Genomic DNA, 8,859 nt, shown 5'->3' on the forward strand with positions numbered 1-8,859 from the left:
GTGCCTCTCGCTCGGTGTGCGTCGTCGCAGACCGGTGGGGGAGTGATCGCGATGGACTCTACGCGCGTTGATGCGGGGAGCTCCATCGTACTTTAGTCCGAGTAGTGCCCTCGCTGGGCTTATGTTCTTTGGAGGAAAACACAATCTGGGCCTCTGGTGGGGCCATGGCCGATACTGGGTGGGTTATGGAAATCGTCATCCTTGCTGTAGTCATCGCCGTGGTCGTGATCGGCGCGCTCGGCGGGCTCGTGATCGGCAGCCGCAAGAAGAAGCAGCTGCCCCCGCAGGCCCCGTCCAGCACGCCCACCATCACCGCCCCTTCCGCCGAACCCCAGGTCGGCGACGAGGCCGAGACGCCGCGCGACGAACCGCGCCGCACGATCGAGGAGGTGGAACTCCCGCTCGCCGAGCCGTCGGCGTCGGCCCCGGTCGTCGAGGAGCCGGTCGTCGCAGAGCCGGCCGCGCCGGAGATCGAGACCCCCGAGCCCACCGCGGGACGCCTGGTCCGGCTGCGTGCCCGCCTCTCCCGCTCGCAGAACGCGCTCGGCAAGGGACTGCTCACCCTGCTGTCCCGCGAGCACCTCGACGAGGACACCTGGGAGGAGATCGAGGACACGCTCCTCACCGCCGACGTCGGCGTCGCCCCCACCCAGGAGCTCGTGGAGCGACTGCGTGAGCGCGTCCGCGTGCTCGGCACCCGCACCCCGGAGGAACTGCGCACCCTGCTCCGCGAGGAGCTCCTCACGCTCCTCGGCACGGGCGAGGGCACCGACTTCGACCGTGCCGTGAAGACCGAGTCGGGCCTGGAGACGCCCGGCATCGTGATGGTCGTCGGCGTGAACGGCACCGGCAAGACCACCACCACCGGCAAGCTCGCGCGCGTGCTCGTCGCCGACGGCCGCTCGGTCGTCCTCGGCGCCGCCGACACCTTCCGCGCCGCCGCCGCCGACCAGCTGCAGACCTGGGGCGAGCGCGTCGGCGCCCGCACGGTCCGCGGCCCCGAGGGCGGCGACCCGGCGTCGATCGCCTTCGACGCGGTCAAGGAGGGCATCGCGGACGGCGCGGACGTCGTCCTCATCGACACCGCGGGCCGGCTGCACACCAAGACGGGCCTCATGGACGAGCTCGGCAAGGTCAAGCGCGTCGTCGAGAAGCACGCCCCGCTGGACGAGGTCCTTCTCGTGCTCGACGCCACGACCGGGCAGAACGGCCTGGTGCAGGCGCGGGTCTTCGCCGAGGTCGTCGACATCACGGGCATCGTCCTGACCAAGCTCGACGGCACCGCGAAGGGCGGCATCGTCGTCGCGGTCCAGCGTGAACTGGGCGTCCCGGTCAAGCTCGTGGGCCTCGGCGAGGGCGCGGACGACCTGGCGCCGTTCGAGCCCGAGGCGTTCGTGGACGCGCTCATCGGGGACTAGCGATCGGTCGTACGCGATCGTTGACCGGTCGTACGCAGTCGTACGCGAAGAAGGGCCCTCTCGCACGGTGCAGATGCGAGGGGGCCCTTCCGTATCGCGGTGGCGTTATGCGGGGGACCGGTGTGCCACGTAGGCCAGGGTCCCCAGGAGCAGCCGCGCCTGCGGCGGGTTCGTCGCCGTGTCGAGCGCGGGAGGGCGGAGCCACTGGACCGGGCCGAGGCCGCCGCGGTCGGACGGCGGCGCCGTGATGTGGTCGCCCGGGCCCAGGCCGTGCAGGTCGAGCGCGGCGTCGTCCCAGCCCATGCGGTAGAGCAGCTGGGGGAGTTCGGTGGCGGCGCCGGGGGCGACGAAGAACTGTGCCCTGCCGTCCGGCGTGACCGCCACGGGACCCAGGGGAAGGCCCATCCGCTCCAGCCGCACGAGTGCCCGCCGCCCCGCGGGCTCCGCCACTTCGATCGCGTCGAAGGTGCGGCCCACGGGCAGCAGCACCGAGGCGCCGGGGAACTGGCCCCAGGCGTCCGCCACTTCGTCGAGTGTCGCCCCCGCGGGGACCTCGGGGGCGAAGTCGAGCGGGTGGGCGCCGGGGGCCGCGCACTCGGCGGTGCCGCATGAGCACGCGCCGTCCAGTGCACGGGCGCCGGGCACCGCGGTCCATCCCCACAGGCCGGTGTACTCCGCCACTGTGGTGCAGTCCGACGCGCGAGCGCGTCGCCGTGATCCGGTCCGGGGCTTGTCGGTTCCCCGGATGCCGCCGATCGTGAAGCCCATGCCCCCTCCAACGGGTCGAGCGTGCCGCGGTTACGTGACGGAATCGGATCGTGACCCTCTGTTCTCGCGACGGCGCCCGGTGGTCTCACGGGTGGTGCGCCCGGTGTCATGCGCCCTGGCGCACTCCGCTCCGCCCACTTTCTGTCGTCCCATGTCAAGTGAATCGCTTGTAGCGGCAAGGGAGTTCATTCGAAGGGGTGGCGAATGGTGGCGTTTCCGGGATCGCCCTCGCCGGAGGGGTGATCGTAGGATTACTTTCAGTGCACGGCCCCGGGAGTTCGAGCACCCGTGGGTATGCCGGAGGCAAGTCGGTTTCCTGTTCGATGGGTGACATTCTCCGGACGGACAGCCGCAATAGGCGGCATTCTGTTAGGGCTTGGCGTGGACAGCGCACAGGCGGTGGACAGTGCACAGGCGTGGACAGCGCACAACAGATGTCTTGAGGGATGGGGGCCTTCCAGTGGGCGGCAATGGCGGAGGCGGCATGAACGCTGAGAAGCGCCCCAATGAGATGCTCACTTCCTGGTTCGTGCGCAGCGGCTGGTCCAAGGGCGAGCTGGCGCGCCAAGTGAACCGCAGGGCACGGCAGTTGGGTGCACATCACATCTCGACGGACACCTCACGGGTGCGCCGCTGGCTCGACGGCGAGAATCCGCGCGAGCCCATTCCGCGCATCCTCTCCGAGCTGTTCTCCGAGCGGTTCGGCTGCGTCGTCGCCGTCGAGGACCTGGGCCTGCGCGCCGCCCACCGCACCCCCGCGTCCTCCGGCGTCGATCTGCCCTGGACGGGACCCCAGACCGTCGCACTCATCAGCGAGTTCTCGCGCAGCGACCTGATGCTGGCCCGCCGCGGCTTCCTCGGCACCTCGCTCGCGCTCTCCGCGGGCCCCGCCCTCATCGAACCCATGCAGCGCTGGCTGGTGCCCACCCCGTCGGCGCCGCACGAGGACCCCGAGCCCGCCGCGCCGCGCCGCCCGGCCCGCCTGTCCAAGCCGGAGCTGGACCTGCTCGAGTCCACCACCGTGATGTTCCGCCAGTGGGACGCCCAGTGCGGGGGAGGGCTCCGGCGCAAGGCCGTCGTCGGTCAACTGCACGAAGTGACGGACCTGTTGCAGGAGCCCCAGCCCGAAGCCACCTCCAAGCGCCTCTTCAAGGTCGCGGGCGAACTGGCCGAACTGGCCGGCTGGATGAGCTACGACGTCGGCCTGCAGCCCACCGCCCAGAAGTACTTCGTCCTCGCCCTGCACGCCGCCAAGGAAGCGGGCGAGAAGTCGCTGGGGTCGTACATCCTCTCCAGCATGAGCCGCCAGATGATCCACCTCGGGCGGCCCGACGACGCCCTCGAACTCATCCACCTCGCGCAGTACGGCAGCCGTGACTGCGCGAGCCCGCGCACCCAGGCGATGCTGTATGCGATGGAGGCCAGGGCGTACGCCAGCATGGGCCAGCCCGGCAAGTGCAAGCGGGCCGTGCGGATGGCCGAGGACACCTTCGCCGACGCCCTCGACTTCGACGAGCCCGAGCCGGACTGGATCCGCTTCTTCTCCGAGGCCGAGCTGAACGGCGAGAACGCCCACTCGTACCGCGACCTGGCCTACGTCGCGGGCCGCAGCCCCACCTACGCCTCGCTCGCCGAGCCCGTCATGGACCGCGCCGTCGAGCTCTTCGGGAAGGACGCCGAGCACCAGCGTTCGTACGCCCTGAACCTCATCGGCAAGGCCACCGTCCACCTGCTCCAGCGCGAGCCCGAGCAGAGCACGATCCTCGCCGGGCAGGCCCTCGACATCGCCAAGAAGGTCCGCTCGGAGCGGGTCAACACCCGGCTCCGCAAGACCGTCGACACCGCCGTGCGCGACTTCGGGGACGTCGCCGAGGTCCTGCAGATCACCGAGCGGCTCGCCATCGAGATGCCGGAGACCGCGGAGGCGGTCTGACCCCGGCACGACCGGCTCCGGCCGCGGCAGGACCATCCCTAACAGCCCGACTCGGCTCCCCCCACGCCAGGTCAGCCGGATGGCCGCCGCGGCCGGTTCCATGCGTCCGCGCAGGGTAGGAAATCCCGCCCCGCGTGACCCGGCAGTTCATGGGCGCGTAACACGTACGACCTCTTCGTCACTGCGGTGAAACACCGAGGGGCCCCCGCCGAAACCGCGCTGCGTCAATGTCTGGCGCATAACCGGCCCACCCCTTCCCGGGGCTCCCGAGTTCCCCGGGACCAGGGGCCCCTCGGTACCGCACAGGGTCCGCCCGCACGGGCCGCATACGACGACGAGGAGACGCCGATGCCCCCAGGCATCACGATTGCCGCAGACGCCCCCGAGCTGTCTGCCGCCAACACCGGGTTCATGCTCATCTGTTCCGCCCTGGTGATGCTGATGACGCCGGCCCTCGCCTTCTTCTACGGAGGCATGGTCCGCGTCAAGAGCACCCTGAACATGCTGATGATGAGCTTCATCAGCCTGGGGATCGTCACCATCCTGTGGGTGCTGTACGGCTTCTCCGTCGCCTTCGGCACCGACCACGGCAGCCTCTTCGGGTGGCAGAGCGACTACGTGGGGCTGAGCGGCATCGGCCTGAACCAGCTCTGGGACGGCTACACCATCCCGGTCTACGTCTTCGCCGTCTTCCAGCTGATGTTCGCGGTCATCACGCCCGCCCTGATCAGCGGCGCCCTCGCGGACCGCGTGAAGTTCACGGCCTGGGCGCTGTTCATCGCCCTGTGGGCCACGATCGTGTACTTCCCCGTCGCCCACTGGGTGTGGGGCACCGGCGGCTGGGCCTTCGAACTCGGCGTCATCGACTTCGCGGGCGGCACGGCCGTGCACATCAACGCCGGAGCCGCGGCCCTCGGCGTCATCCTCGTCATCGGCAAGCGCGTCGGCTTCAAGAAGGACCCGATGCGGCCGCACTCGCTGCCGCTCGTGATGCTCGGCGCGGGCCTGCTCTGGTTCGGCTGGTTCGGCTTCAACGCCGGATCGTGGCTCGGCAATGACGACGGCGTCGGCGCGCTGATGTTCATCAACACCCAGATCGCCACCGCCGGGGCCATGCTCGCCTGGCTCGCCTACGAGAAGATCCGGCACGGCGCGTTCACCACCCTCGGCGCCGCCTCCGGTGCCGTCGCCGGACTCGTCGCCATCACCCCGTCCGGCGGCTCCTGTTCGCCGCTCGGTGCCATCGCCATCGGTGCCATCGCCGGTCTGCTGTGCGCCATGGCCGTCGGCCTCAAGTTCAAGTTCGGATACGACGACTCCCTGGACGTCGTCGGTGTCCACCTGGTCGGCGGCGTCGTCGGCTCGCTCCTCGTCGGCTTCTTCGCCACCGGCGGCGGGCAGTCGAAGGCCCAGGGCCTCTTCTACGGCGGCGGCCTGGGACAGTTGGGCAAACAGCTCGCGGGCGTCGGTGCCGTCCTCGCGTACTCCCTGATCGCCTCCGCGGTCCTCGCCCTCCTCATCGACAAGACGATCGGGATGCGGGTCGGCGAGGACGAAGAGGTCGCGGGCATCGACCAGGTGCAGCACGCGGAGACCGCCTACGACTTCAGCGGGGCGGGCGGCGGCACCGCACCCCGCACGACGGCCGCCCCCGCGCACGTCCCGGACGGCGCACCGGCGCAGAAGAACAAGAAGGTGGACGCATGAAGCTCATCACCGCGGTCGTCAAGCCGCACCGGCTCGACGAGATCAAGGAAGCCCTGCAGGCCTTCGGCATCCAGGGACTCACCGTCACCGAGGCCAGCGGCTACGGCCGCCAGCGCGGCCACACCGAGGTCTACCGCGGCGCGGAGTACACCGTCGACCTCGTACCGAAGATCCGCATCGAGGTCCTGGTGGAGGACGACGACGCCGAACAGCTCGTCGATGTCGTGGTCAAGGCCGCCCGTACCGGCAAGATCGGGGACGGCAAGGTCTGGAGCGTCCCGGTCGACACGGCCGTGCGGGTGCGCACCGGTGAGCGCGGCCCCGACGCGCTGTGAACCGGCCGGGCGGGTTTGAGCGGTACTGAGCAGGACTGAACAGGAGCTGCTGGGTGACGAGTGTGGACGTACGAACCGAAGCGGAATCGGAAGACTCCGGACCCAGCGGCTACGCGGCGGCCCGGCTGCGGCTCCTCCAAGGGGAGTCGCGGTCCGGGCCGCCGCGCCGTTCCGCGCTCTCCGACCTCACGGACGAGTGGCTGACCGGACTCTTCACGGCCGCGGCGGTGCCCCGCGGCACCGCCCTGATCGCGGTCGGCGGCTACGGCCGCGGTGAACTCTCCCCGCGCAGCGACCTCGACCTGCTGCTCCTGCACGACGGCAGCGCGGACGGCGCGGAGCTCGCCGCCCTCGCGGACCGCCTCTGGTACCCCGTCTGGGACCTCGGGCTCGCCCTCGACCACTCCGTCCGTACGCCCGCCCAGGCACGCAAGGCCGCGGGCGAGGACCTCAAGGTGCACCTCGGGCTCCTCGACGCCCGGCACGTCGCCGGAGACCTGGGGCTGACCGCGGGGCTGCGCACCACCGTGCTCGCCGACTGGCGCAACCAGGCCCCGAAGCGGCTGCCCGAACTGCGCGAACTGTGCGAGGAACGCGCCGAGCGGCAGGGCGAGTTGAGCCACCTCCTCGAACCCGACCTGAAGGAGGCGAGGGGCGGCCTCAGGGACGCCACGGCGCTGCGGGCCGTCGCCGCGTCCTGGCTCGCCGACGCCCCGCGCGAAGGGCTCGCCGACGCGCGGCGGCGGCTCCTCGACGTACGGGACGCGCTGCACCTCGCCACGGGCCGGGCCACCGACCGGCTCGCCCTCCAGGAACAGGACCAAGTCGCCGCAGGACTCGGCCTGTTGGACGCCGACACCTTGCTGCGTCAGGTGTACGAGGCCGCGCGCGTCGTCTCGTACGCCAGCGACGTCACCTGGCGCGAGGTCGGGCGGGTGCTCCGGTCGCGTGCCGTGCGGCCGCGGCTGCGGGCCATGCTCGGCGGGCGCGGGGCGGTCGCCGAGCGGACGCCGCTCGCCGAAGGCGTCGTCGAGCAGGACGGCGAGGTGGTGCTCGCCCGGGCCGCGCGGCCCGAACGTGACCCCGTGCTCCCGCTGCGGGCCGCCGCGGCCGCCGCGCAGGCCGGACTTCCGCTGTCGCTGCACGCGGTGCGGCGGATGGCGGCCGCGGCCCGGCCCCTGCCCACGCCGTGGCCCGCCGAGGCGCGCGAGCAGCTCGTCACGCTGCTCGGCGCGGGGCGGCCCACCGTCGACGTGTGGGAGGCGCTGGAGGCCGAGGGGCTCATCACGCGCATGCTGCCGGACTGGGAGCGGGTGCGGTGCCGGCCCCAGCGCAACGCCGTCCACACCTGGACGGTCGACCGACACCTCGTGGAGACCGCGGTGCGGGCCGCCGAACTCACCCGGCGTGTGGGGCGGCCCGACCTGCTGCTCGTGGCGGCGCTGCTGCACGACATCGGGAAGGGGTGGCCCGGGGACCACTCCGTCGCCGGGGAGATCATCGCCCGGGACGTCGTGGCGAGGGTGGGGTTCGACCGGGCGGACGTGGCCGTCGTCGCCTGCCTCGTGCGGCACCATCTCCTCCTCGTGGAGACCGCCACGCGGCGCGATCTCGACGACCCCGCGACGGTACGCGGGGTCGCCGAAGCGGTCGGGTCCGTCGGGACGCTGGAGCTGCTGCATGCCCTGACCGAGGCGGATGCCCTGGCCACCGGGCCCGCGGCCTGGTCGGCGTGGCGGGGGGCGTTGGTCGCCGATCTGGTCAAGCGGGTGGCGGCGGTGCTTGCGGGCGACGGGCCCGAGGAGACCGTGGACGCGGCGCCGACCGCGGAGCAGGAGCGGCTCGCGGTGGAGGCGTTCCGTACGGGTGGGCCGGTGCTGGCGTTGCGGGCGCAGACGGAGGGAGTGGGGGTGGGGGCTGGTTCTGGTTCTGGCTCTGGTTCTGGTTCTGGTTCTGGTTCTGGCTCCGATCTCGGCTCGGGTGCTGGTTCTGGTTCTGGTTCTGGTTCGGGTGCTGGGGAGCCTGAACCGCTCGGGGTGGAGTTGCTGATCGCCGTTCCGGAGCAGGCGGGGGTGCTGTCCGCGGTGGCCGGGGTGCTCGCGTTGCATCGGCTTGCCGTGCGGACGGCGGAGCTTCGGGAGGTCGCGCTGCCGTCGGGGGTGGACGGGGCCGTTCTGCTGTTGAACTGGCGGGTCGCCGCGGAGTACGGGTCACTGCCGCAGGCGGCGCGGTTGCGGGCCGATCTCGTGCGGGCGCTGGACGGGTCGCTGGACATCGCGGCGCGGCTCGCGGAACGGGACGCGGCGTATCCCCGGCGGCGGGGGACCGTGGCGCCTCCTGCCCGGGTGACGGTGGCGTCGGCGGGGTCGCGGGTCGCGACGGTGATCGAGGTGCGGGCGCAGGACGCGCCGGGGCTGCTGCACCGGATCGGGCGGGCGTTGGAGGCGGCGGGGGTGGTGGTGCGGAGTGCGCATGTGTCGACGTTGGGGGCGAATGCGGTGGATGCGTTCTATGTGACGGGGGTTGAGGGGGCGCCGTTGTCGGGGGAGCGGGCGGTGGGGGTGGCTCGGGGGGTCGAGGGGGTTTTGCGGGGGTGAGGGTGCTGGCGGGGGCGCCTTCTCGTTGTTCTTGGGGCGGGGCCGTGGGGGTATGTGCGTACTCGCTATCCCGTGGCGGATGCCTCGGTCAGTGTTTGCCG

At 71.7% G+C, this 8,859-nt stretch carries 6 protein-coding genes; 5 read left to right on the forward strand and 1 reads right to left on the reverse strand.

Features of this window, described 5'->3' with window-relative positions:
* Window positions 1-185 precede the first annotated feature (185 nt).
* Window positions 186-1,418, forward strand: a complete 1,233-nt coding sequence (ftsY, locus tag ACFWZ2_RS30735) for a signal recognition particle-docking protein FtsY (protein ID WP_384551186.1) — start codon at window positions 186-188, stop codon at window positions 1,416-1,418.
* Window positions 1,419-1,523: 105 nt separating this feature from the next.
* Here the strand turns inward: ftsY and ACFWZ2_RS30740 are convergent, their stop codons facing one another.
* On the reverse strand, window positions 1,524-2,186 hold the full coding sequence (locus ACFWZ2_RS30740) for a bifunctional DNA primase/polymerase (RefSeq protein WP_384551188.1): 663 nt from the start codon (window positions 2,184-2,186) through the stop codon (window positions 1,524-1,526).
* 460 nt (window positions 2,187-2,646) lie between these two features.
* On the opposite strand from ACFWZ2_RS30740, the gene ACFWZ2_RS30745 reads away from it, so the two are divergent.
* From ACFWZ2_RS30745 to ACFWZ2_RS30760, 4 genes are all read left to right on the forward strand, one after another.
* A complete protein-coding gene (locus ACFWZ2_RS30745) occupies window positions 2,647-4,119 on the forward strand; it encodes a hypothetical protein (protein WP_384551189.1) in 1,473 nt (490 codons plus the stop codon).
* A gap of 348 nt (window positions 4,120-4,467) precedes the next feature.
* Window positions 4,468-5,826: an ammonium transporter gene (locus tag ACFWZ2_RS30750; RefSeq protein ID WP_384551191.1), complete on the forward strand. Its 1,359-nt coding sequence runs from the start codon at window positions 4,468-4,470 to the stop codon at window positions 5,824-5,826.
* Entirely contained in the window at window positions 5,823-6,161 is a 339-nt protein-coding gene (locus ACFWZ2_RS30755) for a P-II family nitrogen regulator (protein ID WP_190084750.1), read from the forward strand. The genes ACFWZ2_RS30750 and ACFWZ2_RS30755 overlap by 4 nt, the downstream gene beginning before the upstream one ends.
* Window positions 6,162-6,214: 53 nt before the next feature.
* The gene (locus tag ACFWZ2_RS30760; protein ID WP_384551193.1) at window positions 6,215-8,758 is read left to right on the forward strand and encodes a [protein-PII] uridylyltransferase; all 2,544 of its coding nucleotides are present in this window, start codon (window positions 6,215-6,217) and stop codon (window positions 8,756-8,758) included.
* Window positions 8,759-8,859: the final 101 nt, after the last annotated feature.

Origin of the sequence: Streptomyces sp. NPDC059002 (genome assembly GCF_042740435.1) — a bacterium.
Classification (GTDB): Bacteria; Actinomycetota; Actinomycetes; order Streptomycetales; family Streptomycetaceae; genus Streptomyces.